Annotated in this window: 22 protein-coding genes, 1 tRNA gene and 1 other RNA gene; 14 read left to right on the top strand and 10 right to left on the bottom strand. The window is 66.0% G+C overall.

The window, feature by feature from the left end; genetic code table 11:
- The 4 genes from FCN77_RS03210 to FCN77_RS03195 form a co-directional block, all read right to left on the bottom strand.
- A complete protein-coding gene (locus FCN77_RS03210) occupies positions 1-852 on the bottom strand; it encodes an extracellular solute-binding protein (RefSeq protein ID WP_254678985.1) in 852 nt (283 codons plus the stop codon).
- A gap of 81 nt (positions 853-933) precedes the next feature.
- Positions 934-1095, bottom strand: coding sequence for a twin-arginine translocation signal domain-containing protein (locus tag FCN77_RS03205; RefSeq protein ID WP_175417123.1), 162 nt, complete (start codon positions 1093-1095; stop codon positions 934-936).
- Positions 1096-1438: 343 nt separating this feature from the next.
- Complete coding sequence (locus FCN77_RS03200) at positions 1439-1924, bottom strand: glutathione peroxidase (protein ID WP_137321090.1); 486 nt, start codon at positions 1922-1924, stop codon at positions 1439-1441.
- Positions 1925-2021: 97 nt separating this feature from the next.
- The gene (locus FCN77_RS03195) at positions 2022-3296 is read right to left on the bottom strand and encodes a M23 family metallopeptidase (protein WP_137321089.1); all 1275 of its coding nucleotides are present in this window, start codon (positions 3294-3296) and stop codon (positions 2022-2024) included.
- Between the two features lie 298 nt (positions 3297-3594).
- On the opposite strand from FCN77_RS03195, the gene FCN77_RS03190 reads away from it, so the two are divergent.
- Positions 3595-4506, top strand: a complete 912-nt coding sequence (locus FCN77_RS03190; protein WP_137321088.1) for an oxygenase MpaB family protein — start codon at positions 3595-3597, stop codon at positions 4504-4506.
- A 143-nt stretch (positions 4507-4649) separates the two neighbouring features.
- Here the strand turns inward: FCN77_RS03190 and FCN77_RS03185 are convergent.
- Positions 4650-4734, bottom strand: a tRNA-Ser gene (locus tag FCN77_RS03185).
- Positions 4735-5148: 414 nt separating this feature from the next.
- Between FCN77_RS03185 and FCN77_RS03180 the strand changes: the two genes are divergently transcribed.
- The 6 genes from FCN77_RS03180 to FCN77_RS03155 all read left to right on the top strand — a co-directional run bounded on the left by FCN77_RS03180 (position 5149) and on the right by FCN77_RS03155 (position 11838).
- Positions 5149-5475 (top strand): hypothetical protein, encoded by a 327-nt coding sequence (locus FCN77_RS03180; RefSeq protein WP_137321087.1) that lies wholly within the window; start codon positions 5149-5151, stop codon positions 5473-5475.
- Between the two features lie 115 nt (positions 5476-5590).
- Positions 5591-5687: signal recognition particle sRNA small type (gene ffs / locus FCN77_RS03175), an RNA gene on the top strand.
- A gap of 32 nt (positions 5688-5719) precedes the next feature.
- A complete protein-coding gene (locus FCN77_RS03170) occupies positions 5720-9082 on the top strand; it encodes a DNA polymerase III subunit gamma and tau (RefSeq protein WP_137321086.1) in 3363 nt (1120 codons plus the stop codon).
- 75 nt (positions 9083-9157) lie between these two features.
- Positions 9158-9757: a recombination mediator RecR gene (recR, locus tag FCN77_RS03165; protein ID WP_137321085.1), complete on the top strand. Its 600-nt coding sequence runs from the start codon at positions 9158-9160 to the stop codon at positions 9755-9757.
- 21 nt (positions 9758-9778) lie between these two features.
- Positions 9779-10399 (top strand): GNAT family N-acetyltransferase, encoded by a 621-nt coding sequence (locus FCN77_RS03160; protein WP_137321084.1) that lies wholly within the window; start codon positions 9779-9781, stop codon positions 10397-10399.
- Between the two features lie 80 nt (positions 10400-10479).
- Complete coding sequence (locus FCN77_RS03155; RefSeq protein WP_137321083.1) at positions 10480-11838, top strand: aspartate kinase; 1359 nt, start codon at positions 10480-10482, stop codon at positions 11836-11838.
- 134 nt (positions 11839-11972) lie between these two features.
- On the opposite strand, the gene FCN77_RS03150 is transcribed toward FCN77_RS03155, so the two are convergent.
- Together FCN77_RS03150 and FCN77_RS03145 are read right to left on the bottom strand one after the other, a co-directional pair.
- Positions 11973-12155 carry a hypothetical protein gene (locus FCN77_RS03150; protein WP_137321082.1) on the bottom strand — a complete coding sequence of 61 codons (183 nt, stop codon included), beginning with the start codon at positions 12153-12155 and terminating at the stop codon, positions 11973-11975.
- Positions 12156-12324: 169 nt separating this feature from the next.
- A complete protein-coding gene (locus FCN77_RS03145; RefSeq protein ID WP_137321081.1) occupies positions 12325-12552 on the bottom strand; it encodes a hypothetical protein in 228 nt (75 codons plus the stop codon).
- An 80-nt stretch (positions 12553-12632) separates the two neighbouring features.
- Between FCN77_RS03145 and FCN77_RS03140 the strand changes: the two genes are divergently transcribed.
- A complete protein-coding gene (locus FCN77_RS03140) occupies positions 12633-13136 on the top strand; it encodes a MarR family winged helix-turn-helix transcriptional regulator (protein WP_137321080.1) in 504 nt (167 codons plus the stop codon).
- Positions 13137-13225: 89 nt separating this feature from the next.
- On the opposite strand, the gene FCN77_RS03135 is transcribed toward FCN77_RS03140, so the two are convergent.
- Positions 13226-16294: a S8 family serine peptidase gene (locus FCN77_RS03135; RefSeq protein ID WP_137321079.1), complete on the bottom strand. Its 3069-nt coding sequence runs from the start codon at positions 16292-16294 to the stop codon at positions 13226-13228.
- 279 nt (positions 16295-16573) lie between these two features.
- Between FCN77_RS03135 and FCN77_RS03130 the strand changes: the two genes are divergently transcribed.
- Genes FCN77_RS03130 through FCN77_RS03120 form a run of 3 tightly spaced genes read left to right on the top strand, consistent with a single transcriptional unit; the run spans position 16574 to position 18476 of the window.
- On the top strand, positions 16574-17113 hold the full coding sequence (locus FCN77_RS03130; RefSeq protein WP_368074310.1) for an SSI family serine proteinase inhibitor: 540 nt from the start codon (positions 16574-16576) through the stop codon (positions 17111-17113).
- 23 nt (positions 17114-17136) lie between these two features.
- Positions 17137-18063 carry a 3-methyladenine DNA glycosylase gene (locus FCN77_RS03125; RefSeq protein ID WP_254679084.1) on the top strand — a complete coding sequence of 309 codons (927 nt, stop codon included), beginning with the start codon at positions 17137-17139 and terminating at the stop codon, positions 18061-18063.
- Positions 18060-18476 (top strand): serine protease inhibitor, encoded by a 417-nt coding sequence (locus FCN77_RS03120; RefSeq protein WP_137321077.1) that lies wholly within the window; start codon positions 18060-18062, stop codon positions 18474-18476. The genes FCN77_RS03125 and FCN77_RS03120 overlap by 4 nt, the downstream gene beginning before the upstream one ends.
- A gap of 79 nt (positions 18477-18555) precedes the next feature.
- Here FCN77_RS03120 and FCN77_RS03115 read toward each other — a convergent pair whose 3' ends face one another.
- Positions 18556-21714, bottom strand: coding sequence for a S8 family serine peptidase (locus FCN77_RS03115; protein WP_137321076.1), 3159 nt, complete (start codon positions 21712-21714; stop codon positions 18556-18558).
- Positions 21715-22088: 374 nt separating this feature from the next.
- A complete protein-coding gene (locus tag FCN77_RS03110) occupies positions 22089-22274 on the bottom strand; it encodes a hypothetical protein (RefSeq protein ID WP_137321075.1) in 186 nt (61 codons plus the stop codon).
- 263 nt (positions 22275-22537) lie between these two features.
- Here FCN77_RS03110 and purS point away from each other — a divergent pair, with 263 nt between their 5' ends.
- Genes purS through purL form a run of 3 tightly spaced genes read left to right on the top strand, consistent with a single transcriptional unit; the run spans position 22538 to position 25879 of the window.
- A complete protein-coding gene (gene purS / locus FCN77_RS03105) occupies positions 22538-22789 on the top strand; it encodes a phosphoribosylformylglycinamidine synthase subunit PurS (RefSeq protein WP_056631212.1) in 252 nt (83 codons plus the stop codon).
- A gap of 1 nt (position 22790) precedes the next feature.
- Positions 22791-23564 carry a phosphoribosylformylglycinamidine synthase subunit PurQ gene (gene purQ / locus FCN77_RS03100; RefSeq protein ID WP_137321074.1) on the top strand — a complete coding sequence of 258 codons (774 nt, stop codon included), beginning with the start codon at positions 22791-22793 and terminating at the stop codon, positions 23562-23564.
- A complete protein-coding gene (purL, locus tag FCN77_RS03095; protein WP_137321073.1) occupies positions 23561-25879 on the top strand; it encodes a phosphoribosylformylglycinamidine synthase subunit PurL in 2319 nt (772 codons plus the stop codon). The genes purQ and purL overlap by 4 nt, the downstream gene beginning before the upstream one ends.
- The last annotated feature ends 6 nt before the right edge of the window (positions 25880-25885 follow it).

Here is a 25885-nt window from a genome sequence, read left to right as displayed (position 1 = left end):
TCAGCTGGCCTGCCACAGCTTGAACTGCTGCTCGGTCTTCTTGAGGTTCTGGGACCACCATTTGTCGTCCCGGACCAGGATCTTGTCGGCTAGCCCGGGGCTCGTGGGGAGGGTGTCGGCGATCTCCTTGGGCAGCTTGGACAGCGCCGGCGTGTTGGCGAGGGTCAGGTTGGTGACCTTGTCGAAGGCGGCGCCGGCCTCGGCGTCGTTGGACATGAAGTTCATCAGCTTGAAGGCAGCCTCCTTGTTCTTCGCGCCCTTCGGCACCACGAAATAGTCCCCTGCGAGTACCGCGTTTTCGGCCGAGAAGTTCAGCTTCGCGCCGTCAGTGCGCGCTGCGTTAATCCGGTTGTTGAAGCTGGTGGAGAGCGAGACCTCGCCGGAGGTGAGCTGCTGGATGGGCTCCTGGTTGGCTGCGTGGTACAGCAGGCGGTCCTTGCCCGGGTGGTGGCCCAGGACGCGCAGTGCGCGGTCCACGTCGAGCGGGTAGATCTTGTCGAAGGGGACGCCGTCCGCCAACAGCGCCGCCTCGAGGACTGAACTGTCCGAGAGCTGGTTGTAGACGGAGCGCTTGGTGTTGTACTTGTCCTGATCGAAGAACTGCGCCCAGTCCTTGGGCGCCTGGGCATCCGGGATGACGTTCTGGTCCCAGGCCATGACGAACAGGAAGCTCAGGTACTTGATGCCGTATTCCGCCTTGGCGTACCCGGGCAGGCCCTTGTCGCTGATGATGTCGTAATCGAGCTCTTCCAGCAGCCCCTCGGCTACCGCCGTCTCGTACTCCGGGGCCGTGATCTCAACGAGGTCCCACTGCACGTCGCCGGACTGGACCTGCGCCTTGAGCGCGGCCAGGCTGGTGTTGGCCAGCAGCGTGGTCTGGATGCCCGACTGCTTGGAGAACGGATCCAGGATGGTCTGGGTCAGCTGGTCGTTTTAGGAGCCGCCGTAGGACGTGACTGTGACGGTCTTGTTCGCGGCCGCACTTTCAGCCGGCTTGGAGCCGCAGCCGGACAACGCAAGGCCTGCCAACGGCGTGAGCGCCGCGGCTTTGAGGAGCTGCCTGCGGTCAAGGAGCGGGGAACGGAATTCTGTCATGGCGGAACTGCCTCTCATTGGCGCCGGCCATCACGGGCACGCCAAAGGACGGCGTGCCGCATTGGCAGGCGTGGTGCGGGGTCTTGATCCCTGATCGGCGTCGCGGGGATGGACGGCCGCGGTTCGCGCAGGCCTCCATCACCGAATAGCCGGTGGATCTCAAAGTCGGCCGTACGGCGGCCGTTGGGGTGCCGCAACTCTAACTATGAAGTTGCTCACTAGTCAACGGTTGTATTGCCTTAATAAACAAGTCGGATAGTTCCCGTCCCCCGCCGGGCAGCAAAAAGCCCCGGCACATGGTGCCGGGGCTTTGGTGAATTGCTGGTTCGGTGTCCGTGTCGCCTCAGGCGAGCGCGTCCTCAATGGCGGCCAGGACCTCCGGTGAGTCGGGTTCAACGGTGGGGGCGAAGCGGGCCACCACAACGCCGTCGCGGTTTACCAGGAACTTCTCGAAGTTCCACTTCACGAGGCCGGGCAGCGGGCCGTTCTTGAAGCGGGTGAGCTCGGCATACAGCGGGTGCTGGTTTTTCCCGCGGACCTTGGCCTTGGCAGTCAGCGGGAAGGTCACACCGAAGTTGCGCTCGCAGAATTCGGCGATGTCGGCGTCATCTCCGGGTTCCTGGCCGCCGAACTGGTTGCAGGGAACACCCAGGATATCGAAACCCTGGTCCCGGAACTTCCCGTAGAGCAGTTCCAGCCCTGCATACTGTGGCGTAAAGCCGCATTCGGAGGCCACGTTGACCACCATCACCACGCTTCCCTTGAAACGGCCGAAGTCGGTTTCCGTTCCGTCGTTGAGCGTCAGCGGAATGGAGTAGAGGGATTTCACAGAGGGCTTCCTTAGGAAAGTTGTCATGGCTGTTATCCGTGACAACGGCCAAGCCCACGGGTTCGTGCCCTCTTGAAAGTTGGTTCGGGACTTCCCCCTACGGGGTCGGGGTGGCTGAGGCCGTGGGCGTTGGGGCCGGCTGGCTGTCGCTGGGTTCAGGAGCCGCAGCGGATTCCGTGGTCGAAGTGGCGGTGGGTTTCGGCGTTGGCTCGCCTGTCGGCTCGGTTGTCGGCTCCGCAGTTGGTTCCACTGCTGCCGTGGCCGTTGGGGCGAGTGTGGGCGCCGGGCTCGGCGTGGCGGTCGCCGTGGGCTCTTCAGTCTGCGTGGGCGTGGGCGCCTGGGTTGGCGGCGGCGTGCCGGTCGGCGACGGCGTAACAGTGGACGGCGGCGTTGGTGTGGCGGTGGCTGGTACGGCGGTGGGCGGCGGCGTTGCGGTCGTCGTCGGAGTGCCTGTCACGGACGCCGTGGCGGGCGCCGACGGCGTCGGGGCGGACGTAGCGGAAGGCGTGGCCGACGGCGTTCCCGGCACCGGCGCTTCCGTTTCACCTCCCGTGACGGTATGCGAGTTGTCATCCGACACCGGGATCGCCCACGTCGGGTCGCCTGCCGGGGCATTTGTGCCGGGGAGGTAGCTGATCATGTCAATGTTCCCGAGTTCGTCCACCTGCTTGATGGGCAGGAGCTTCCAGTCGAGCGGATTGACGTGCTTGCCATTAAGGATGGTTTCGAAGTGCAGGTGGCAGCCCGTGGACGAGCCCGTGGTGCCCACCTTGGCGATGACTTCGCCCACCTGGACGGACTCCCCCTTCTTGACGGCGATCCCTTCCAGGTGGTTGTACGTGGTGATGAGTCCGTTGCCGTGGTCGATCTCCACCCGGTTCCCGCCGCCCCACGGGTGCCAGCCAACAGCCCTGACCACCCCGGCGTCGGCAGCATAGACGCGGGTGCCGCATGCCGCAGCGAAATCCTGACCCCAGTGGAACTCACCGGCGGTTCCGGTCAGGGGGCTGACCCGGAGGCCGAATCCTGAGGTCTCGTTCAGCACTTCAAGGGGCGCCATCAGCGAGCCGGCCGGAGGGCGCCGGAGGTCGTCGGATGCCACATTCAGTTCGTGTTTGCCGCTCTTGGAAGTGGTCCGAATGTCACTGCGGCTGAAGGAAAGCAGGGCGTGAGCGTCCGCCGCAATACCAACAGTCGGGATACCCAGCGGTTTCAGGAAGGCGCTCGGCAAGGACGGGGCATTTCCGGGGCCGCCCGTCGCGGCAGCTGAGGCCATGCCATGCCCGGCAGCCAGAGCCCCGGACGGCGACGGCGGCGCGGACGGTCCTTGGAGGCCGAACGCAATCACGCTCAACGTGGATACGGCGCACACGCCGAGAAGCCGCGCAGCGGTTAGACAAGGCCTGCCGGGACGTTCTTCGTGTCCATAACCCCAGTGATTACCCACGTAATGACTCCTGCGATAGGCCCGCCAGACCCCAATCTCGACGGACTTACGTTCCTATGGGACCACAGGGCCATTGTTCTGTGAACCCCCGGTCCTTGCCCTCCCCGCCAAGTTCCGCGGGATTCCGCGGCTTCCGGCCTGAATTCTCAGGTGGCTCTCAGGTATGCGCGGCGCTGAAGGCCCGTGCGCCTCCCTTCACGGCGGGTGTGCGGGAGAATTGACCATGCGCAATGTCCTCAGGGAATGGCAGGCCGAGCTCAAACAAACGTTGACCGGGACGCGGGAGGCTGTTCCGGACTGGGTTCCCCTGCTTGAAAAGGGTGACGACGCCGGGTATCACCTTCCGGGGTCGGCAGTCTGGGCGGTGCACGGCTCGATGACCACCCTCGTGGCCGGGATCCGTGCGCTCCTGATGCAGGCCCTCCATCCCGGCGCCCTCGCCGGAGTGCACGACCACTCCCGGTTCCGCGAGGACCCGCTGGGCCGGCTGGCCGGAACCATCCGGTGGATCTTCACGGTCTCCTATGGGTCCACCTCCGCGGCGCGGGAGGCCTCGGACTGGGTGCGGCGGAGGCACAACTCTGTGCGGGGCGACTATGTGGACGGGAGGGGCGTGGTGAGGAGCTACGCAGCCAACGACCCCGAGTTGCTGCGGTGGGTGCACATCGCCTTTACCGACGCGTTCCTCTCCACCCACAAGATCTGGGGCCGGCCCATTCCCGGCGGACCGGATGCCTACGTCCGGGAATGGGCGCACGCCGGACTGCTGATGGGGGTGGACGCTCCGCCGGTCACTGAGGCGGAGATGCGGAAGCAGCTGGACAACTGGTACGACGACGGTGATCTCCGCGCGAATGAAAGGGTGGCCGAGACTGTGGCTTTCCTCCGCAACCCGCCGCTCCATCCGTCCCTCCGCCTCGGGTACCGGATGCTGTTTGCTGCTGCCGTGTCCAGCATCGAACCGAAGTACCGGGACATGCTGGGCCTCCGGTCGCCGCGGCTGGGTCCGTTTGCTCTTCCGGTGCGGCTTGGCACCCGGGCGACTCTCGCCGTCGTCCGCCTTGCCCTCGGCTGGATGAGTCCCAGCGAACAGGCCGCCAGGCGCCGCCTCCGGCGGCTGGGATTCGCTGCATAGGTGCCGTAGTCGCAGCTCCGGTCCGGGGCAAGTACCGGGATGCTGACGGGGAAGTGCGCACGGCCGGACGGCACGGGAAACGGGGACGGGACGAACGGGGCCGGAGCGCAAAAAGGCCCCGGTCCGAGGACCGGGGCCAACCGCGGAGAATGGGGGATTTGAACCCCCGAGGGCGTTAACCCAACACGCGTTCCAGGCGTGCGCCATAGGCCGCTAGGCGAATTCTCCAGTTGCTTCTGAATCAAAAGCAGATACTAGAATACCTGAACTTTTCAGCATCACCCAATTGGCCCCCAGCGGGACGTTACCGCGACGTTACGGAGGTGCACGGCGCGGGGTGCACATGGCGGTTGGAGCGTGTGATCCTCCGGGGTATTTGCGCGGCAGTTCGCGCTTCAAAGAGCCCGTTAACGTCAAAATGGACGCCCCCAATGCGCCCACTCTTACGGAACACCGTTGAGCTGCCGGGTCCGGCCCTCGCGCCAGGCCCTGCAGCTCACAAACCTGAGATTGCCCCAATCGGTGTACATATCCATGGTCCGCCTTGTGGCGATGATAAGCAAGGGTTCCTACCTGAATATCCCGAGACCGTTACAGACTTGTGCTACCAGGCTGTTCCGCAGTTCCTGAGAGGATGGGCCAATGACGCAGCTTCATGCCTTGGTGATCTACGTTCCAACGGACTACGCGGAGGCAGTCCTCGCCGCGATCGGCGATGCCGGAGCCGGCCGGATCGGCAACTACTCGCACTGCTCCTTCACGCTGCCGGGCACCGGTCGGTTTACATCCCTTCCCGGGGCCCGGCCGTTTATCGGCGTCGAAGGCTCCGGCGAGGAGGTTGCTGAGGTCCGGATCGAATGCCTTGTGGAAGCAGGACTGCTCGGCCCGGTGATACTGGCCCTCCGGTCCGCCCACCCCTATGAGGAACCCGCGCTGATGAGCTGGGTAGTGGACGGGCACCGCACCTGAGCGGCGGGCGGTCCTGAAACGGTCCCGGTGTGGCCGCAAGCAGGGGCCGAAAGTGGCCGAAAGCAGCGGGCCCGCTGCCGATTCGGGGCACACGAAATCATCGGGTAAACTCATTGACGGCCCCTCATGTGGCGTCATCCTGTTGAACTCCCCCAGGACCGGAAGGTAGCAAGGGTAGATGGGCTCTGGCGGGTGCATGAGGGGTCTCTTATTTAATGTCAGTCCCTATAGGTAGGTTTTCCCTGTGACTGTTACTACTGCTCTTTACCGCAGATACCGCCCCGATTCGTTCGCGGACGTTATCGGGCAGGAACATGTCACCGGTCCCCTGATGACGGCGCTGCGGAAGAACCGCGTCAACCACGCCTACCTTTTTTCGGGTCCGCGCGGCTGCGGAAAAACCACTTCCGCCCGCATCCTGGCCCGCTGCCTCAACTGCGCCGAGGGGCCCACTGACACGCCCTGCGGCAAGTGCCCCAGCTGCGTCGAACTTGCCCGCGGCGGTTCGGGCTCCCTTGACGTGATTGAGATTGACGCCGCCAGCCACGGTGGCGTCGACGACGCCCGGGACCTGCGCGAACGCGCCACCTACGCTCCCGTCCGGGACCGCTACAAGATCTTCATCATCGACGAAGCCCACATGGTCACCTCGGCGGGCTTCAACGCCTTGCTCAAGATCGTCGAAGAGCCACCGGAACACATCAAGTTCATCTTCGCCACCACGGAACCGGACAAGGTGATCGGCACCATCCGATCGCGCACGCACCATTACCCCTTCCGGCTGGTTCCGCCGGAGCCCCTCATGGCGTACCTTGAGCTGCTCTGCAACCAGGAAAACGTTCCGGTGGCGCCCGGAGTGTTGTCCCTGGTCATCCGCGCCGGCGGCGGTTCGGTCCGTGACTCGCTCTCTGTCCTGGACCAGCTGATGGCCGGCGCAGGCGCCAACGGGCTGGACTACGAACTTGCCGTGGCGCTCCTGGGTTACACGCATGCCTCGCTGCTGGACGACGTCGTCGAGGCCGTGGCAGCTTCCGATGCCGCCACAGTTTTCCGCGCGGTGGACCGCGTCATCCAGACCGGCCACGATCCGCGCCGCTTCGTGGAGGATCTCCTGGAGCGATTCCGCGATCTCATCATTGTCCAGGCCATGCCGGAGAGCGCCCAGTCAATCCTGCGCGGCATGCCCGCCGACCAGATTGCCCGCCTGCAGAACCAGGCCCACAACCTGGGCGCAGCCGAGCTGTCCCGCGCTGCAGACGTCACCAACACGGCGCTTACGGAGATGACCGGCGCCACGTCGCCCCGGCTGCACCTTGAGCTGCTGTGTGCCCGCATCCTGCTCCCCAGCTCGGAGCAGAACGAACGCGGCATCGCCGCCCGGATCGACCGCGTGGAGCGCCGCCTTAACTACGGCGGGAACGACGTCGGCGCTCCCGCCGCCGCGGTATCCGCGGCACCCGCGGCAGTGCCTTCCAGACCGGCCCAGGCAGCATCAGCGCCTGCTGCACCGGCCTCTTCTCCGGTCGCGGCTCCAGTTGCTGGAGCACCATCCGCTGCAACACGGTCGGCTGTGCCCGCGCCCGCTCCGGCGGCTTCCCCCACTGACGGCGTCGCACCTGCAGTCCCCCGCAGCGAAGAGCCCACCGACGGCATGGCACCCGGAGTCCCCCGCAGCGAAGAGCCCATCCGCGAATCCCTGACCCCGCCGCGGGTCTCCACTGCTGACTGGCCGGTGGACGAGCAGGCGGCACCAGGCAGGGGTACATCCGCCCAGCCTGCCTCCCGTTCAGCGGCCCCGCAGAACCAGCCAGCACCGGCGCAGTCTGCACCTGCCCCGTCCGCACCCGCACAGTCCGCACCCGCACAGCCCCCCGCACGCGTCGAGCCGCCTGCACCCGCTACAGCCGAGCGGGCACCTGCGCCCTCCGCCGCGCTTGCGCCGGCTTCGCCAGGGCCGGCTCCGGCCGGCGGTTCCGGCGGCGACGTCGAGGTCCTCCGCCGCGCCTGGCCTGACATCCTGCAGACGCTGAGCAAGATCAAGCGCAGCACCTGGGCTTTGGTGGAACCCAATGCCCAGGTGGGGCAGTTCGACGGCCAGGTCCTCACTTTGGCCTTCACCACCTCCGGACTCGCCGGCGCCTTCGGACGGGCAGACCACTCCGAGAATCTCCGCCAGGCAATCCACAAGACGGTGGGCATCGACTGCCAGATCAATGCAGTCTCCGGCGGCGCCAGCAGCTCAGCGAGCTCTGAACCAAACCCAAAAGTACCCGCTAGCCCGGAAACCCCGGCAACGCCTGCGGATGTTGCCTGGGGGCTGGCACCTAATACCTCCGGCACGGTTGCCGCCTCGGGCGTTCCGGCCGCATCCGTGGCGCCCGCAGACAGCGCTGGTCGTCCGGTCACGGAAGACGCCGCAGATCCATCGACTGGATCGGCCAACACTGCCCACCCGCAGGCGGCTGTTAGGCCCACTCCGGCCAGCATGGACGCCGCTTCGAAACCGGCTGATTCCGGCCCTGTCCAGGCCGTGCCCGCGCAACAGGCACCGTCGCCGACTCCGGCCCCCACCCCTGCGCAACAGCCTCCAGCGGACAACTCCGGATCGTACAGCTACCCGGACGACGACTGGGGCCCGCCCCTGGACGAAGATGCGCCGCCGCTGGACGAAGAACCGCCCATGGACTGGACGCCCTCCGCACCGGTGCCGTCCCGGCCCGCCCGAGCCAATGAAGTCCAAGCCAATGAAGTCGGGGCCACTGCGGCCCAGGCCAGCACGGGCCAGCCCGGCGCTGCCCGCACAAGTACTGTCCAGACAAGTGCTGTCCAGCCCAGCCCTGCGCCGGCGCGTGTCCCGGGCGGCCAGGACGCAACGCCTTCCGGCGACGGCTCCACTTCCCCGGGAACTGCCGGCACGCACAACGATCCGTGGTCACGCGCCATGGAACAGGCGCCCGGCGTCTGGACCGTGGGCGCCGAATCAAACGTAGGCAAGTCGGTGGGATCACCGGACGACGCCGGCAAGCCTGACTTGCCTGAGCCCCTGACGCCCCACTACGAGCCTGCGTCGGCCCAGGTCCCCCGTTCCGCAGAGCCCGCCCAGGATGGCCACCCCATCGAAAACGGCGGGGCCCCTCACCCTGTTGAAAGCCGGCAGCCCGTCGGAGCCTTATCGGGTGCGGGCAGCTCCTCCACTGGGGGCTGGGCGCCGTCCGCGCAGTACGCTTCTGCTCCTGAGTCGGACCCTGCACCGGCCATGGGGGGTGCAGATCTCCGCAGCGTCGCCCCCGCCCTCGCACCGGCGGCACTGGTGTCCCAGCCGGCGCAGGCCGCCCCGGCCGCGCCCGCCGCTGCCCCCGGGGCAACAGTCCGGCAGAGCCTGTACCAGCGGCTGTCCAACAGCCCGGAAGCGGAAGCCGGCCGGGCAAAAGCGCCCGCGCGCCAGGCGGAAACCAGCAAGACGTACGTCCAGGACATCCCCAGCGCTGATGACGAAACCATTGAGGAATCCGGCGTCTTTGGCCGCGCCGCCGTCGAGCGTATTCTGGGCGGAAAACTGGTGGAAGAACGGTCGCTGGACGGCAGCCCGTTGCCTCCCCGGTTCTAGGCGACATCCCGAATCAGAGCCGGACCATCGGCGCCAAAAACCGACCAACTGACGAGTCAACCGAACGAGGACATTGTGTACGAGGGTGCAGTTCAAGAGCTGATCGACGAACTTGGCCGCCTTCCCGGCGTCGGGCCGAAGTCCGCCCAGCGGCTGGCTTTCCACATTCTCGAGGCGGACCCGCAGGACATGAAGCGCCTCGTTGAAGCCATCACCACGGTCAAGGAACGCGTGAAGTTCTGCACTGTTTGTGGCAACGTCACGGAACAGGAACTGTGCAACATCTGCCGCGACCCGCGGCGCGACCCATCGGTCATCTGCGTGGTGGAAGAATCCAAGGACGTCCTTGCGGTTGAACGCACCCGCTCCTTCCGCGGCCGCTATCACGTACTCGGCGGCGCCATTAATCCCATCGCGGGCATTGGCCCGGAACAGTTGCGCATCCGGGAGCTCCTCACGCGGCTCAACGACGGCGCCATCCAGGAAGTCATCATCGCCACCGACCCGAACCTTGAGGGTGAGGCCACGGCCACGTACCTCGCCAGGATGCTGAAATCGATCGGCATCACCGTCACCAGGCTTGCCTCGGGCCTGCCCGTGGGCGGCGACCTGGAGTACGCGGACGAAGTCACCCTGGGGCGGGCCTTTGAAGGCCGCCGCAACGCCCTGAGCTGATCCGGTTAGCGACGGCAGTCCATGGAACCGATCCAGCCAATTCTCACCGATCGCCTGGAGCTGCGCCCGCTCACAAGCCTGGACACCGCGGCCCTCCAAACTTTCCGGGGGCACCCCGATGCCGTCCGATACTTGTCTCATGGGGCCCTGACCGCTGAGCAGACCGGGCAGCTCCTCGCGGGTCTCCAGGCCCGGGCGGAACAGTCCACTGCTGAGTGGTTCCACTTCGGCTGGGCCATCGTGCTCCGGTCGGCGGGGACGGTCATCGGTGACGGCCGCACTTGGAATACGGCTGAACCGCCGCTGCCGGGCAGCCTCCCGGCCCGCTTTGCCAGCCTCGGCTACCTGCTCCACCCGGACCATCACGGGAATGGCTACGGCCGCGAGGCCGCCGGTGCGCTGGTCCGTTGGCTCTTCACCGAGCGCGGCACTGACGTTGTCTATGCCGGCGTCTACGAACCCAATGCCGCCTCTCAGCGGCTGCTCGAAAACCTGGGCTTCCTCCGGGACCGCTACTACACGGCCGGCCAGGATACCCACGGCAAAGGCCTTCCGTCGTGGCGCTACCGGTTGGACAAGAAAGCATGGAGTGCGGGGCCACCATACGGTCACAATTCAACGCCCGGCGGCTCCCGGCGATAAACTGGGCACATCAGTTACGCCGTCGCGCCATTTGGTTGCTTGGCCCCGGAACCCCGATTTGATCCAGTGAGGGTGCGCGCATGAGTATGCCCACTACCGAAGTGAAGACCGAAAATCAGCCGCAGGCGCTGCCTGTCGCTACTGCCCGCACCAAACAGCTCATTGTGCAGAAGTTCGGCGGTTCCTCGGTATCTGACGCGGACGGCATCAAGCGGGTAGCCAAGCGCGTGGTGGACGCCCAGACTGCAGGCAACGAAGTTGTTGTGGTGGTTTCCGCGATGGGCGACACCACTGACGAGCTCCTGGACCTTGCCGCGCAGGTCACCGATTCCGCCCCCGCGCGTGAGATGGACATGCTGCTGTCCGCCGGCGAACGCATCTCCATGGCGCTGGTTGCGATGGCCATCAACAAGCTCGGCGCCTCCGCCCAGTCCTTCACCGGATCGCAGGCCGGCATGATCACCGACGGCATCCACGGCAAGGCGCGGATCATCGACGTCGACCCCCACCGGATCCGTACCGCCCTGGACAAGGGGCATATAGCCATCGTGGCCGGGTTCCAGGGAATGAGCCGCACCACCAACGAGATCACCACGCTGGGACGCGGCGGTTCCGACACCACGGCCGTGGCCCTGGCAGCAGCGCTGGACGCCGATGTATGCGAGATCTACACAGATGTGGACGGCATCTACACAGCGGACCCGCGAGTGGTTCCCTCCGCCCAGAAGATCGACCGCATCTCCAGCGAAGAAATGCTGGAACTGGCCGCATCCGGCGCAAAGATCCTGCACCTGCGCTGCGTGGAATATGCGCGGCGCTTCGGCGTGCCGCTGCACGTGCGTTCTTCATTCAGCCAGAACGAAGGCACCTGGGTCATGCCCGGAGCCGACGACAAGATCACGACTCAAAAGGGAGTTGCCTTGGAGCAGCCAATCATCTCCGGCGTTGCACACGACCGCTCCGAAGCGAAGGTCACCGTGGTGGGAGTTCCCGATATCCCGGGCAAGGCCGCCGCGATCTTCCAGGTGATCGCGGACGCGCACTCCAACATCGACATGATCGTCCAGAACGTGTCCACCCACGGCACGGGCCGGACGGACATTTCCTTCACGCTGCCCATCGTGGAAGGTGCCGACGCACTGGCCGCCCTTCGTGCGGCACAGCCGGAGATCGGCTTCGAAAGCATCGAATACAACGAGCAGATCGGCAAGCTTTCGCTGATCGGCGCCGGAATGCGCTCCCACCCGGGGGTTTCGGCCACGTTCTTCAAGGCCCTGTCCGACGCCGGGATCAACATCAACATGATCTCGACGTCGGAAATCCGCATCTCCGTGGTGACGCACGCCGACCTGCTGGACGACGCCGTCCGGGCCATCCACAAGGCGTTCGACCTGGACAGCGAAGACGAGGCAACGGTCTACGGCGGCACCGGCCGCTAAGGCACCACTCACTCGAGGCACAAAAGGAACGGCACGGCGGCAGGACCGCTGTGCCGTTCTTTGTCATGTGCAGTTAATTCGTACCAAGGCAAACCGCCCGCGGCCGCTGCCGCACAAGGGCTGCCGCACAGGGTCTAGGTGACGTCTTCCTTGCGGACCGCGTAGTGGTGTCCCTCCGAGTCTGTCTCCACTTCGAAGTGGGCCAGGTCCTCTTCGGAAGCAGCCTCAAAGTCGTCGTGCTTGTGAACAACGGGCGCCGCAGTATCACCCCGTGTGGCGGGTCCGAAGAAGAACCGCAGCTTGTCGGTCTTGCTCATGAAGCGCTGTATCGCCTTTGCCACAATTCCCACCCCCTTTCCCTTGGTCGGGTCAAGCAGCGATGCATTGGCCGGTTGGTCCATGTGCCCATATTTTACGCCCGTGGACGCAAAAAGGCCCCGGGGGGAAAGGCCCGGGTCCGCTGCTCGGGGACTGTCCGGGAGCAGCCTAGCGAAGGGATTTGTCGTCAGGGTTCCTGGGCACCACGTACGTGCTGCCGTCCGGCCGCCGGACCGTTTCCCATTGCTGCGCATCCGCCTGCCGGCGGATGAGGAGGGCCTTGTTCTCATCAGTCATCTCATGACCCAGGGAACTGCGGTTGGCCGGGCCGAAGATGGCGCGGAGCCTGCCCGTGGCGCGCATGAACCTTTGTGCCGGATTTTCCTTGTTGGCCATAGCAGGGGTCCCTTTCAGAATGTTCGAGTAAAACCAGTGTACGCTAATCATTAGCCCACTAACGATTGAGGAGAACCCGGATGACTCAGCGCTCGGCCGCAGCCATCGAGGGAGCTGACGAAGACCTCCTGCTCGACCATCAGCTGTGCTTCGCCCTCACGGTGGCATCCCGGAGCGTCGTGGGCGCCTACAAACCTGTGCTGGACACCTTGGGACTCACCCACCCGCAGTACCTCGTGATGCTCTGTCTGTGGGAGTCCAGCCCGCGCTCGGTCCGCGACATCAGCGACGCCCTGGCCCAGGAACCCGCCACAATCTCGCCGCTGTTGCGCCGGCTCGAAGCAGCCGGCTACATCACCCGGGGCCGTGCGACCGGAAACGAACGTGCCCTGGCAGTTAGGCTCACTCCAAGCGGAGCAGCCCTCCGGCAACAGGCGACGGCGGTTCCCGGGACCATGATGGAGCGCCTGGGCCTGACCCGGGAACAGGTTGGCCAGCTGCACCAGGCCATGATGGAACTCATCGCAGCCACTAAGGCGGCAGCCACGCGGGACGCCGCCGACCCGACGGCTCCCGCTTCCTAGGTGTAATCAGCTCCCGGCGGTCATGGGCTCCCAGGTGCAGGTGACCCAGGGGTGTACGTGGCCCAGGCTGAGCCCTCCGCATTATGCCGTCAAGGTGCCGTCACCGTGACGTTCAACTGCGTTGAGGGCCCCGTTCCGTACTTGATGAGGCCCACCCAGTTGCCGGGCTGAAGGCCCGTCCAGCTTGCCGTAAGCTCCCCGCTGCCACCGTTTTCAATATCGAGCGGATTGGGAGTGAGGGTCAGGTTCCCGGCGTCGCCGGCAAGAACCATGGCCTCGACCGTAGCCGCAATTGCCGCGTTACCCGGGCTGGCGAACAGGTTGGTGGTCACTTTCCAGTCACCGGCCACAGGATCCTGGATAGAGACCGCTTCGCTGGCCGCAGGCGTGGCCCCCGCATACAGCAGACCGGCGGGCGAGACCACATACAGGTCGAAGTCGGCGGCCGGGTTGGAGGAATAGACCGCGAACCTGGCCAGGGAAGAACCAGCCGGGACGTTGACGATCTGAACATCATTGGCGGCGTCCTTCACTCCGGTGTACGGCCCGGGAACCAGGCTGATCGGCGTCGGGTTTGCTTTGGCGAGCCCGTTCACCGTCATTTGAATCGGTTCCGGACTCCCGGATGTCACCGGAATGCTGACGCTGCCGCTGCCGCCGGCAGAAGTTGCGTTCACGGCGGCCGGCGCGACGGCGGTCACCGAACGGATGGCCACCGGCGAGCGGACAGTGCCCGCATCCGAGCTCCAGGTCAGTGAACCACCAACAAAAGCGTCCAGGGCGGCACCCGAGTTGGTGAACTGCACCGTGAAGGTGGCCTTCTCACCTTCAGCCAGGGTCAGCACGTCCGGCTTCACTTCGGCTACGATCCCCGGAACATCGATTTCCGCAATGTAGCTTCCCGCAGTCAGGGCGGTGACCGTGCGAGTTACAGTTTGGGTGCCCGTGAGGCCGCCGATGGCAATGGACGGCAGATTGACGTCCTTGGCGGCCACCGGCGCAACGCCCAGCTGATAGCCCAGGCCCTGCAGGAAACCGAGCCAGTCGCTGGGGCCGGCGTCGTACACCAGCCCGGGCGATGCGATCCTGGCCGGATCGATTTCCCCTGCACCCTGGGCAAAGACGTCGTGGACGGGGGTTCCGTCGGCGTCCACCAGGTCATAGGCCGTGGTCATCATGGCCGATTTCACCGCGGCCGGTGACCAGAGCGGGTTCTTGCCCAGCACCAGCGCACCAACCCCCGCGATGTGCGGTGCGGCCATGGACGTACCGGACAGGAACCCGAAGTTCCCACCATCGGAACCGGCCGGCGAAACCGCCGCCAGGACGCCAACGCCGGGGGCCGCGATGTCCGGCTTCAGCAAGTCGCCGTTGGCTGCCAGCGTGGGGCCCCGTGACGAGAACCCGGCGATTTGCGGGACCGGGGGCGGATCGGTCCCTGTCGTGTCGGTGGACACCAGGTTCGCCGTCATCGTTGCATCAGCCGCCACCACATCCTTGATGGCGGCATCCTCGAGGTGCACGGTCGGAACGCTGTGCAGGTCCACGTCCAGCGAGTTCGGAGTCAGATTGACCAATACCATGCCCACGCCGCCTGCCTGCGCCACGGCGGAGCTCTTCGCAACCCGGTCCACCACCCCACGATCGCAGATCACGATCTTGCCTGCGGTCTTGGCCGGATCCAGGGTTCCCGGCCCGCAAAGGGCCGCGTTGGCATCAGGGACAGCTGCGATTTTTACGTTGACGGCGAGCGCTATGGGCTTGCCGGTAACCTCGGTTGCCATGATGCTGGCCCCGGCAAACTTCTCCCCGCTGGACAGCTCAACTGTTCCGCGGAGGCTGCTGCTGTGCGTGGAGGCGGCGACGCTGGTCATCCAGGGGGCGGCATGGTTGACGGTACTGGCCACCGGACCCGAGTTTCCGGCCGAGGCCGCCACGAACACCCCTGCCGCCGCGGCATTCAGGAAAGCAATGGAAACGGGGTCCACCGTGGAGTTGTTGGTGCCGGAGATGGAGTAGCTCAGGACGTCGACTCCGTCGCGGATTGCGTCTTCGATGGCTTCCACGCTGCTGGACCCGAAGCAGCCGGTGGTCGCCGGGCTGACGCCCTCCCAGCAGACCTTGTAGATGGCGAGCTTGGCAGCAGGGGCAACTCCCGAGCCCTTGCCGAAGTCACGGCCGCCAACCGTCTGGCTGACGTCGCTGTTGCCCGCCGCGGTGCTGGCGGTGTGCGAGCCGTGGTTATTGATGTCGAGCGGTGAATACGATTCCTTTGGGGACCGCAGGCCCGGCGGAACGGTTGCCTTGAACGCTGCGTCGTAGTACCGGGCGCCGATTACCTTGCTGTTGCATTCCGTTCCGGTGAACTGGAGGCCTGCCTGGCAGACGCCGGCGAAGGTGCTCCCGTCCGACTTCAGCATGGAGATCTGGTTGCTTGCGGACAGGTATGGCTCGCCCACCTGCGGGCCTCCGGAGAGCGGCTTCACCTGTTCACCCGCAAAGAACGGGTTCGACGGTGTGTAACCGGTGTCCAGGACGCCCACCACGGTCCCCTTGCCGGCGTTGGCTGCGCCACCGAACTGTTCGGCCCACACGCCCTTGGGACCCGGCAGCCCCAGGAACTCCGTGCTGGAGTAATCCACCTTGTACAGGCTGTCCTTCACCACAGCGAGGACGCTTCCATCCTTCGCCAGCGCGTTGGCCTGCGCCGCGGACAGATCCGCACTAAAGCCGTTCAGGGCCAGGGTATAGCTGTCGCTGATGGCCACGCCCTCCTCGGTGGCCAGGCGGTTCTGCTGTGTTTCCAGGTGCGCCGCATACCGCCGGGCGTCCGCACTGCCGGCGTCGAGCTTCCTGCCGTTGGACACGGCCGTAGCCGGGATACCTTCCACCCCGCCCGTGTAGCCGGCCAGCGGCCGGTCCTTCAGCATCACAATGTAGCGGCCCGAGTCCAGTTCCGGTTCGTTGCCGCCCGGCGCACCGTCTCCCTGTCCGGGTGAATCCGCCTGGGCACCGGGGGCAACCGGGTCAGCCGCTGCCCATGCCGGCGCTGCAAGCCCCTGGCCGATCATCAGGGAGATACCCAAAGCGACGGCGGCGGCAAGGCGTCTCGCCGGATTTCTGCTTTGAGTGCGGGAGCCCACATGCGGATAGGTCATCACGAACGCCTCCTAGGTTGTCGGACCGGTTGGAGTCGCCGGTCCCACGGACCGGATGTTTCCGTCCATGTCGGCGCAACATGGGCGTGAGGCCAAACATCCAGTGATGGGAGAAACATACCGGAGTGCGGCCGCGGAATCGAGATGTTCCGGACAGTTTTAACCGCCGTCCGTTGCGGCGACCGGGCCCGCCGGGGCTGGGGGCCGAACGGCAGGGTCCATCGCGAAGCTCCGGCGATAGAATGGACCAAAATGAGGAGGACCGGTCATGCGCAGGGTATGGATTCACGTACTCGTTCTGCTTTCCGCTGCCGGCCTCGCCGGCTGCTCCCCGGGAGGCGGCACCGCAACCCCCTCCCCCACGGCCCCCGCTGCGACCAGCGCGCCGGCAACGGCCACCCCGTCACCGGACACGGAAACCACTGTCCCTGCCCCGTCTCCTCCCCCGTCCTCGGCCGCCACGGCCGGCCCGGGAAGGGGAACGCCGAGCTCGCCATCATGGTCAAGCCCTCCGACTCGGAGCCCGCCGTAAATTACACGCTGGTCTGCAAGGACGGCGAACCGGCTGCTGAAAGCAGCCATCCCTCGGCGGCCGCGGCATGCAAGGCCCTGAAGGACAACCCCGCCGCACTCACGCCCGCGCCCCGAAGCACGGACCAGGCGTGCACGCAGCAGTACGGCGGCCCGCAGCAGGCCACCGTCACCGGAGTTGTGGATGATTCGCCGGTGGATGCGTCCTTTGCCCGCCGGGACGGCTGCGAAATCAGCCTCTGGAATGCGGCCAAGGACATCCTGGGATCCGCAGGCGGGGCGTCCTGACCAGCATGCACGCCGTGAACACCGTGAACGAAACGGTCCTGCCCGCCGACGTCTGGCTGCGACACGAGGCAGCGCACCAGGCCAGGGTCAGGCGCTACGCCGACCCCTATCTTGCCCGCCGTTCGGCCGGCAAGAAACATCCCGTCGAGGATTTCCTGTTCACCTATTACACCCAGAAACCGGGCCAGCTGCTGCGCTGGCACCCTGGGAACGGCGTCGTCCTCACCGGGCCGGAGGCCAAAGTGCGCGCCGGCTGGAAGTACTACCGGATGCTCGACGGCGGCGCCCTCGCCGCCGCCGGATTGCCGGCGGGTACCGCCGCCGTCACCTTTGACCGCGTCCCCTTCGTGGCCGAGCGCACGGAGGCCCTGCAGTTTGCCGAGGTGATCCTGCGCGGCACAGCAATGCGCCCGGCCCAGTTTGGCTGCTTCGGGCTGCACGAGTGGGCAATGGTGTACCACCAGGACAAATTTGAGCTGCGCCACGAGTATCTGCAGCTGCGCCTCGGGGCCGCGGGCACTGACCGGGTGGTGGAGGACAACAGGATCCGGTGTTCGCACTTCGATGCCTTCCGCTTCTACACGCCCGATGCGATTCCCCTGAACGAACTCACGCCAAGCCGGGACAACCAGCGGGCCATGGAACAGCCGGGCTGCCTGCACGCCAACATGGACCTGTATAAGTGGGCGTACAAACTCGCGCCCGCCCTGCCCAGCGAACTGGTCATGGACTGCTTCGAATTGTCCTGGCGCGTGCGGGCCATGGACATGCAGGCTTCCCCGTACGACCTGGCGGAATGGGGCTACCCGGCCATCCCCATCGAAACCGCCGCCGGAAAGGCGCAGTACGTCGAATATCAGCGCACTTTCTCCGCCGAGGCCCAGGAGCTGCGCGGGCGCCTGCTCGACGCACTGGCCCCGCTGATCCACGGGGTCCGGGACAGCGAATGACGGCCGCGGACAGTTTGCCCGGCGGGGACAGCCGGCCGGGCGAGGCAGCCGGCGTGGATCTGACCGTCAGGCTGACGGAGGCGCCGGGCGCCCCGGAATACGAGTTCCGCCTGGTTCTCGGCAGCAGCGGCCTGTCGAAATCGCCGTCGCTGGAGGGGTCCACGCTGCCGGATCCCGCAGCGGCGCTGGCCGCCGTCGAACTCTTCGCCGAGGAAGTCTTCTTCGCGCCGCGGCGGGCGGACATGATGTGCACCCAGCAATACGGGGGTCCGCAGGTAGCCGTGGTCACGGGAACGTTCCACGGCCGCGCGGTCCACAGCCGTTTCAGCCTGACCGACGGCTGCGAGATTGCCCGGTGGCGGGCAATGGCCCCGCTCTTCGGCGGCACCCCCGGCTCCAGCGGCCAGACCTGAGCACCGGCTTCCGGCTGGCTGCAGTTCCAGCTAACTGCGGTTCCAGCTTTGCTGCTGGTCCCGTCAGCCGGCGGGCCGGCTAACTTCCCGGAACCGCGTCAACAAGCGCGACCGCGGGAGCTCCGGCCGGGGCAGCCGCCGCGTCCGTGCCCACCTTGACGTTGGCCCACGTCTTGATGCCGTTGCCGCCCAGGCTCAGCCGGCCCAGGTAGGAACCTTCGTCCAGGTCGTGCCAGTTGGCTGTTGCCGTGGTGGCTGTGCCGTTCGGGGCGACGATCGGATTCGGGTTGACGGTCAGGTTTCCTGCATCCCCGTTGAACGAAACAGCCTGGATCCGCGCCGAGGCGGCCCCATTGTCCGGGGTGGAGTACAGATTGGCCACGAGGTAATACGTCCCCTCACGCGGCGATTCCAGGTCCAGGAACTCGCTGGCCGACGACGTCGCCACCTGCGTGGCCACGAGATTCCCGCTGCCGTCCGGCGCGTAGACCACCATGTCCCAGTCGACGTCCTCGGACGCCGCCTGGATTCCGAGCCGGGCAAACTTGGCACCCGAGGGCACGGTCACCTTGACCACCGCGTTGTGCTCGTCATTTGCGGCCGCAAAGGCGCCGGGCGTCTTGGTGACGGCTGTCTCGGACAGGGGCGCGAGCCCCTCGATGCCCACGGCGAGAGGCGAATCGGAGCCTGAGACCAGGTCCAGGCTCCCGCTGCCTGTTCCGGTGGCGGAGCTGAAGGAGAAGGACGGCGCAATCTGGGCATCTACCGGACGCACGGCCATCGGAGAGCTGACAGTGCGCGGGCCCTTCCATGTCAGGGTGCCGGTGGTGAACTTGCCCGTCGGTGCGCCGACGCTCTTGACCGTGATGGTGACGTCGAGGCTCGTGCCTGCCTTCTTGAAATCGAGGACTGCCGGTTCAACGCGGACGTCAAAGCCAGGCAGGTTGACCTCGGCCTTGTACGTCCCGGGAACCAGGGCCGTCAGCGTCCGCTTGACCTTGATCTCGCCAACCAGGCTGCCAAGCGCAATGGAGGGGACGTTGAGGTCGCGCGCCGCCAGGGTGCCGGCCTTGCGGTTTCCGGTGTCGACGCCTTGCCCGTTGAGGAAGGCATTCCATTGCTTGATGTCCGAGTTGTACACCAGCCCCGGATCCAGCACGCGGGTGGAGTCAATGTGCCCGGCGCCTCCTTCGAACGGGTTCAGGTTGGGCGTTCCGTCGACGTTGACCAGCGGGTAGGCGGTGGTCATCATGGCGGACTTGACCATGGCCGGTGACCACTTGGGCTGTTTGCTGAGCACCAGTGCACCGAATCCTGCGATGTGCGGTGCAGCCATGGACGTGCCTGACATAAAGCCGAACTGCGCGCCGTTGCTGCCGATCGTGGACACACCGGCCAGGACGTTGACGCCGGGCGCGGAGATATCCGGCTTCAGGAGGTCGCCCCCGGCGGCCAGGCTTGGTCCGCGGGAGGAGAAACCGGCCACTTGGGGTGCCGGCGCGAGAGGCCCACCGGTGAGGTCGCCTTTGACGAGGCTGACAGTGAGGGCAGGATTGGCTGCGAGCTTGGACTTCAGCTCCAGGCTCTTGGGCGCATTGACGTGGACGGTGGGCACCACGTGGTTGTCAGCGTCTTCGGAACTCGACGTCAGGTTGACCAGGATCATGCCCAGTCCGCCCTTCGACTGGACTTCAAGGCTCTTCGCCGTGCGGTCCACAACGCCGCGGTCGCACACAACAACCTTGCCGCTGACCTTGGCGGCGTCCAGGGTTCCCGGGCCACAGAGGTTCGGAGCCGTGGGAGCGTCAGCCGCTGCAGCGTCGGCTGCGATGACCGCTGGAGCGTCCTTGACCTCGGTTTTCATGATGGAGGCGCCGCGGAACATAGTGCCGTCGGAGACCTTCACTGTGCCCAGCAGATCGCTCGGGAACGTGGAGGCTGCCACAGTGGTCAGCCACGGCGAGGCGTGGTTCACTGTGGAGGCGGCGGGACCGGAGTTGCCGGCCGACGCCGAGACGAAAATGCCGGCCGCTGCGGCGTTCAGGAACGCCAGGGCAACCGGGTCGGTGGTGCTGTTGGTGTTGCCCGAGATGGAGTAGTTCAGGACGTCCACGCCGTCTTTGATCGCGGCGTCGACCGCTTCCACGGAAGCCGAGGAGTAGCAGCCGCCGGTGTTGGGGTCATCGTCCTCCCAGCACACTTTGTATACGGCCACCTTGGCGGCCGGGGCGACGCCGGAGCTCTTGCCGAAGCTGGCGCCGTCGATGACCTGCTCCACGTTGGCGTTGCCGGCGGCTGTGGTGGCGGTGTGGGTGCCGTGGCTTCCCACGTCCACCGGGGAGATGAGTTCCTCCGGGGCGCGGTGCTCCGGGGCCACGTACTGGAGGAAGGAGTCGGCGAAGTACCTGGCGCTGATCACCTTCGAGTTGCAGGCGCTGCCGTCAAAGGCCGCGCCGGATTCGATGCCCTGCTGGCACTCGCCTTCGAACGTGGTGCCGTCCGACTTGAGCATGGCGATCTTGCCGTCCTTGGTCCGGTACGGGACGCCCATTTCGGCTTTGCCCTTGGCGTTTCCCTTGCCGTTGTTGCTGAGCGGAGCCACGGCATCGCCCTGCAGGAAGGGATTGTCCGGGGCGTAGCCGGAGTCGATGACCCCAACCACTGCGCCCTTGCCCGCATTTTCCTGTCCGCCAAACTGCGTGGCCCAGGAACCGTTGGCCCCGGTGAGTTTAAGGAAGTCGGTGGTGGTGTAGTCCGGAGCGTTTTCAACGTCCGGTGCGACCATCAGGACTTTGCTGTCCTTGGCCAGCTCGGTGGCCTGGCTTGCGGTGAGCTGGGCCACGAACCCGTTGAGTGCCGCGGTGTATTGCTTCGCGGGCTTTGCCGAATGTTTGGCCGCGACGTCGCGCTGCGACTGGCGCAGGTGGGCGTCGTAGGCCTTGAACTCCGGGCTACCGGCGTCAAGTTTGCGCCCCTGTTGCGGTTTGGTGGCCGCGAGGCCCCCGGTTCCACCTTCATAGGCGGCTGCCGCTTCCTCGGCCAGGACCACAATGTAGCGGCCGTCCTTGTAGTCGGACGGGTTGACGTTCTTGGCCTGTACTGCCGCGCTGGGTCCAGCCGGCGCCGCGGTAGCGGGTCCTACTGGAACGGAGGTGAGCAGCAGCGGGAGGCCCACGGCCAACGCTGCAGCCTTCCGGAGCCCCCCGGCCCGGACAAGGCTTATTCCTTTTGATTTCACGAGCGACTGAAACCTTTCATGAGGTACGGGTCCGGCGGTGTGCGGCCGGTCTCGGTCAGCTGGGAAGACGGCAGCCGAAGTAACAGATCCTGTCATTCGGCGAGACCAGCCGAGTCAAACAGTACAGAGTGATAGGTGAATATGACATAGGACACAAACATCGAATTGATTTTGTCCTGGGCCTGTCTCCGCCGGGCGCAAAAAGAGCGGGCAGGCGGTTTCCCGCCAGCCCGCCATTTCGGTTTTAGACCGGTCTTAAGCACCTGCGCCGGGTCACCTCATGGGCCCCTCATGGTCTTAGGCGCAGAATAAAGGGACCTGCCCGCCGGCGGCACGTGCGGCTAGGGCACGTGCGGCGTTGTTACCCGAGCCGGCTACTGGCGCGGGGTGCGGACCACTTCGCTGATCCAGGCGCGGGTCTTCTCATCAATGGGGCCGGCCACATTCGTTGCCCGGGCCGCCCGGTCGGCTTTGATCTTCTGCATCACCATTCGGCCCAGGCCCGCAAAAACTGCAGCGGCCATTACCGGTAGAAGCACGGATTTCGGTTTCTGAGCCATGCCGCAATCCTACTCAGCGGACCAGCATGCCACCAGAGCCGGCGTCGCGCTCCACCTCCGCGGCGAGTGCCCCAATTCACAGTCAACCGGCGAATGCGGCTTGACGCACTGCGGCCGGTAGAATGGGCATGCAAGCTCGCGGAGCGCTCTTTCCGCTGTCTTATGTTTGGAGTCCGCAGGGCTGTAAATGCAGCAGCAGACAAGCGTGAGACGGCACCACTCCGCGGCGCCCTTACCCAACGCTCACGCACAGGAGTTACCGGATGCCCCGGATCGTTGTCGACGTCATGCCCAAGCCCGAGATTCTGGACCCGCAGGGGAAGGCCATCGTGGGTGCACTTCCCCGCTTGGGTTTCACCAGCTTCAGCTCTGTCCGCCAGGGCAAGCGATTTGAACTGACCGTTGACGGCGAGGTGACCGATGCAATCCTGGCCCAGGCCCGTGAAGCAGCCGAAACCCTGCTGTCCAACCCCGTGATCGAGGACGTCGTCAACGTCGAGGTCGTCGAGGCCTGAGATGACTGAACTTCCCTTGATTGGCGAGGCGGTCGCTGTCGCGGCCAACCCGCGTTTAGCCGGCGCCCGCATCGGCGTCGTCACCTTCCCAGGAACCCTTGACGACCGCGACGCCGCCCGCGCCGTCCGCCTGGCAGGCGCCACTCCCGTGGCACTCTGGCACGCGGACGCCACCCTCAGTGACGTCGACGCCGTCGTGATCCCGGGCGGTTTCTCCTACGGGGACTACCTCCGCGCCGGCGCCATCGCGCGCTTCGCGCCGCTAATGTCCAAAATCATCGATGCGGCCAACTCGGACGCCAGGCTGCCTGTCCTGGGCATCTGCAACGGCTTCCAGATCCTCACCGAGTCGCACCTGCTGCCCGGCTCGATGATCAAGAACGACCACCTGAAATTCATGTGCCGCGACCAGGTCCTCCGCGTGGAGAACAACAGCACGGCCTGGACCAGCGACTACGCTGCCGGCCAGGAAATCACCGTGCCGCTGAAGAACCAGGACGGCCAGTACATCGCCGACGAAAAGACCCTGGACGCCCTCGAAGCGGAAGGCCGCGTGGTGTTCCGCTACGTCGGTTTCAACCCGAACGGCTCCCGCCGCGACATCGCCGGCATCTCCAACGCCGCGGGCAACGTCGTAGGCCTCATGCCGCACCCCGAGCACGCTGTGGAACCCGGGTTCGGCCCGGCATCCCTCGATGGAATCGGCGGCTCAGACACCGATGGCCTCGGATTCTTCACCTCCGTCCTGAACAAGATTGTGGGAGGCGCCAAGTGAGTACCTCAGCTGAAACCGTCGGCCGGAAGTTCAACATCGACACGGTCGAGAACGCTGCCAAGACCCCGGACACCGAACTCCCCTGGGCCGAGCTGGGCCTGAAGCAGAACGAGTTTGATGAAGTGGTCAAGGTCCTGGGCCGCCGCCCGACCGGCGCCGAACTCGCCATGTACTCCGTGATGTGGAGCGAGCACTGCTCCTACAAGTCCTCGAAGAACCACCTGCGCCAGTTCGGCGAAAAGGTGACCGACGAGATGAAGAAGGACATGCTGGTGGGCATCGGCGAAAACGCCGGCGTCACCAACCTGGGCGACGGCTGGGCCGTGACGTTCAAGATCGAGTCCCACAACTCGCCGTCGTTCGTTGAGCCCTACCAGGGTGCCGCAACCGGCATCGGCGGCATCGTCCGCGACATCATCTCCATGGGCGCCCGCCCGGTAGCCGTGATGGATCCGCTGCGCTTCGGCGCCATCGACCACCCGGACACCGCACGCGTCATGCACGGTGCCGTTGCCGGCATTGGCGGCTACGGAAACTCCCTGGGCCTGCCCAACATCGGCGGCGAAATGGTCTTCGATTCCGTGTACCAGGGCAACCCGCTGGTCAATGCGCTGGCTGTCGGCGTCATGCGCCACGAGGACATCCGCCTCGCCAACGCCTCCGGCAAGGGCAACAAGGTGGTGCTGTTCGGTGCACGCACCGGCGGCGACGGCATCGGCGGCGCCTCCGTGCTGGCCTCGGAGTCCTTCGACGACACCAAGCCGTCCAAGCGCCCCGCCGTCCAGGTGGGCGACCCCTTCGCCGAGAAGGTCCTGATCGAGTGCTGCCTGGAGCTGTTCAAGGGTTCCCTCGTTGAAGGCATCCAGGACCTGGGCGCGGCAGGCATTTCCTGCGCCACGTCCGAGCTCGCCTCCAACGGCGACGGCGGCATGGAGGTCGAGCTGACCTCCGTCCTGCTCCGCGACCCTACCCTGACCCCCGGCGAAATCCTGATGTCCGAGTCGCAGGAACGGATGATGGCCGTGGTCACCCCCGAGAACATCGCCGCGTTTGAAGCGGTCATGGACAAGTGGGCCGTGGAGTACTCCTGGCTGGGCGAGGTGACCGACACCGGCCGCCTGATCATCACGTGGGAAGGCGAAGTCATCGTCGACGTCGACCCGCGCACTGTTGCCCACGACGGTCCGGTCTACAACCGTCCGTATGCCCGCCCCGAGTGGCAGGACGCCCTCCAGGCCGATTCCTTCACTGGATCAGTGCAGGACGCCGGCCGTCCCTCCGCCCCCGCGGAACTGGCCGCTGCCGTCACCGAGCTCGTTGCCTCGCCGAACATGTGCAGCAAGTCCTGGATCACCAACCAGTACGACCGCTACGTCGGCGGCAACACCGCACTGGCGTTCCCGGACGATGCGGGCGTGGTCCGCGTGGACGAGGAAACCGGTCTGGGTGTTGCCCTGGCCACCGACGCCAACGGCCGCTATACGTACCTCGACCCGTACCACGGCGCACAGCTGGCACTGGCCGAGGCGTACCGCAACGTCGCCACCTCCGGCGCCGTGCCGATGGCCGTCAGCGACTGCCTGAACTTCGGTTCCCCCGAGGATCCGGATGTCATGTGGCAGCTCGCCGAAGCCATCCGCGGCCTGTCGGACGCCTGCATGGAACTGGGCATCCCGGTCACCGGCGGCAACGTCTCGCTGTACAACCAGACCGGCACCACCCCCATCCACCCCTCCCCCGTGGTGGCAGTGTTGGGCAAGCTCGACGACGTCGCCCGCCGCACGCCGTCGGGCTGGCGCGAAGACGGCCAGGCTATCTACCTGCTGGGCACCACCGCCGCGGAACTGGACGGCTCGGAATGGTCCAATATGCGCGGACACCTCGGCGGGCTTCCGCCTAAGGTTGACCTCGCCGCCGAACGCGCCCTGGGTGAAATCCTGATCAACGCTTCCCGCGACGGCATGGTGGATTCGGCCCACGACCTCTCCGAAGGCGGCCTCGCGGCAGCCCTGGTGGAGTCCTCGCTGCGCTACGGCGTGGGTGCCCGGATCGCCCTGCAGGACGTCATGGACCGCGACGGCGTGGACCTGTTCACGGCGCTGTTCTCCGAGTCGCAGGGCCGCGCCGTCGTGGGCGTCCCGCGCTCCGAGGAAGTCCGCTTTACGGATATGTGCACCGCCCGCGGGTTCGCACACGTCCGGATCGGTGTGGTGGACGCGGCCAGCGGCCAGCTGGAGATCAACGGCGTGGACACCCTGTCGCTTGATTCGCTCCGCGAAGCCCACGAGGCCACCCTGCCGAAGTACTTCGGCTAGGCCTCC

Origin of the sequence: Arthrobacter sp. 24S4-2 (assembly GCF_005280255.1) — a bacterium.
In the GTDB taxonomy this organism is placed as follows: Bacteria; Actinomycetota; Actinomycetes; order Actinomycetales; family Micrococcaceae; genus Arthrobacter.
Note: the sequence above shows the minus strand (reverse complement) of the source record. Positions and strands in the feature narration are given on the sequence as shown.

Bases quoted from the DNA above. Each gene is read 5' to 3' on its own strand.
- FCN77_RS03150 (WP_137321082.1), bottom strand. From the start codon at position 12,155: ATGAGCAAGACCGACAAGCTGCGGTTCTTCTTCGGACCCGCCACACGG.
- purS (WP_056631212.1), top strand. From the start codon at position 22,538: ATGCCCCGGATCGTTGTCGACGTCATGCCCAAGCCCGAGATTCTGGAC.
- purQ (WP_137321074.1), top strand. From the start codon at position 22,791: ATGACTGAACTTCCCTTGATTGGCGAGGCGGTCGCTGTCGCGGCCAAC.
- FCN77_RS03190 (WP_137321088.1), top strand. From the start codon at position 3,595: ATGCGCAATGTCCTCAGGGAATGGCAGGCCGAGCTCAAACAAACGTTG.
- FCN77_RS03110 (WP_137321075.1), bottom strand. From the start codon at position 22,274: ATGGCTCAGAAACCGAAATCCGTGCTTCTACCGGTAATGGCCGCTGCA.
- FCN77_RS03145 (WP_137321081.1), bottom strand. From the start codon at position 12,552: ATGGCCAACAAGGAAAATCCGGCACAAAGGTTCATGCGCGCCACGGGC.
- FCN77_RS03180 (WP_137321087.1), top strand. From the start codon at position 5,149: ATGACGCAGCTTCATGCCTTGGTGATCTACGTTCCAACGGACTACGCG.
- FCN77_RS03205 (WP_175417123.1), bottom strand. From the start codon at position 1,095: ATGACAGAATTCCGTTCCCCGCTCCTTGACCGCAGGCAGCTCCTCAAA.
- FCN77_RS03135 (WP_137321079.1), bottom strand. From the start codon at position 16,294: ATGACCTATCCGCATGTGGGCTCCCGCACTCAAAGCAGAAATCCGGCG.
- FCN77_RS03130 (WP_368074310.1), top strand. From the start codon at position 16,574: ATGGATTCACGTACTCGTTCTGCTTTCCGCTGCCGGCCTCGCCGGCTG.
- FCN77_RS03140 (WP_137321080.1), top strand. From the start codon at position 12,633: ATGACTCAGCGCTCGGCCGCAGCCATCGAGGGAGCTGACGAAGACCTC.
- FCN77_RS03120 (WP_137321077.1), top strand. From the start codon at position 18,060: ATGACGGCCGCGGACAGTTTGCCCGGCGGGGACAGCCGGCCGGGCGAG.
- FCN77_RS03155 (WP_137321083.1), top strand. From the start codon at position 10,480: ATGAGTATGCCCACTACCGAAGTGAAGACCGAAAATCAGCCGCAGGCG.
- FCN77_RS03160 (WP_137321084.1), top strand. From the start codon at position 9,779: ATGGAACCGATCCAGCCAATTCTCACCGATCGCCTGGAGCTGCGCCCG.